The organism is Undibacterium sp. GW821-FHT07F11 (assembly GCF_059418665.1).
This window is the reverse complement of the sequence record NZ_JBWKQH010000030.1, coordinates 1-1,316: the sequence shown is the minus strand read 5'-3', so window position 1 is coordinate 1,316 and position 1,316 is coordinate 1. Positions and strand designations below refer to the sequence as shown.

2 protein-coding genes are annotated in these 1,316 nt (G+C 53.8%); one reads left to right on the top strand and one right to left on the bottom strand.

Features of this window, described 5'->3' with window-relative positions; translation table 11 throughout:
• Positions 1–205: hypothetical protein (locus tag AC07OI_RS29780; RefSeq protein ID WP_495259667.1), on the bottom strand; the 205-nt coding region annotated here is incomplete at its 3' end.
• Positions 206–300: 95 nt separating this feature from the next.
• Between AC07OI_RS29780 and AC07OI_RS29775 the strand changes: the two genes are divergently transcribed.
• The gene (locus AC07OI_RS29775; protein ID WP_495259666.1) at positions 301–1,182 is read left to right on the top strand and encodes a MotA/TolQ/ExbB proton channel family protein; all 882 of its coding nucleotides are present in this window, start codon (positions 301–303) and stop codon (positions 1,180–1,182) included.
• Positions 1,183–1,316: the final 134 nt, after the last annotated feature.

Below are 1,316 nucleotides of genomic sequence, written 5' to 3'. Positions count from 1 at the left end.
AAACAAACCAGGTACCGTTGACGGCAAACCACAGCAGACCTGGGCCAAAGTCCAGTATGTATGGAAGCTCGAGTAGTCGAAACCTGCGCAGGCTACTGCGCAAGCCCAGCTTGAGCCTGCGATGCTCACCGTACCTGCGTACGGTTGCGCTTCTTAACTCAACCTGCACTTGCTCGCTACGCCCGCACAGGCTTCTTGGTGGCACAAAACAAGTTTAATGAAAAATTAAATCTTAAAACAGCAGTAAATAAAACAGCAGTAAGCAATACCAACCTTATTTTGTTAAAAGGAAGCACCTCAATGAAAACCCGTTTCTCCGCATTCCTGGCTGCAACACTCCTGGCTTTGACAGCCGCCGTTGCCGTCGCTCCTGTATCTGCACAGGAATCTGCCTCTGCTGCTGCCTCCGCCGCTGCACCCGCTCCAGCCCCCGCCGCTGAAGCCCCTGCACCAGCCCCAGCCGACGCTGGCGCTCCTGCTGCACCAGCAGCCGCCAAAGAAATGGTAGAAAACCCATACGGTCTCGACGCCCTCTGGAAAACCGGTGACTTCGTTGCCAAAGGCACCCTCATCATCATGGTCATCATGTCCATGGGCAGCTGGTACATCCTCATCACCAAAATCATCGACCAGGTCAAACTGTCCGGTCAGGCCACAGATGCCCGCTCCAAATTCTGGAAAGCAGCCTCAGTACAAGCCGGTGCCGCTTCTTTGAAAGAAGGCAGCCCATTCCGCTTCATCGCTGATTCCGGCATCAAAGCCACAGAACACCATGAAGGTGCTCTGCTCGAACAAATTGATTTGAATACCTGGGTCTCCATGTCCATCCAGCGCGCTGTTGACAAAGTACAAAGCCGCCTGCAAGACGGCCTGGCCTTCCTGGCGACGGTTGGTTCCACAGCACCATTCGTTGGTCTGTTCGGTACAGTGTGGGGTATCTACCATGCCCTGACAGCGATTGGTATGTCCGGTCAGGCATCGATCGACAAAGTAGCCGGTCCTGTAGGTGAAGCGCTGATCATGACCGCGATTGGTCTGGCGGTCGCTGTTCCAGCTGTTCTGGGTTACAACTTCCTGGTCCGCCGCAACAAGAGCGCCATGGAAGAAGTCCGTGCCTTCTCCGCCGACCTGCATTCCGTTGTGTTGTCCGGCAATATGGGCAAGACAGCAGCAAAGAAATAATTAGCAGTCACTGATTAACATACGGAGGCCCCTGCGCTTAGGGGTCTTTGGTATTCGGTAACACGAAAGAGAACACATTATGGCAATGGCAATTGGCAATGATGGAGATGGTGAAGACGAAGTCAACAGCACCA

What these genes read in the sequence shown, in the direction of transcription:
- AC07OI_RS29775 (WP_495259666.1), top strand. Translation starts at nt 301, where the DNA reads ATGAAAACCCGTTTCTCCGCATTCCTGGCTGCAACACTCCTGGCTTTG.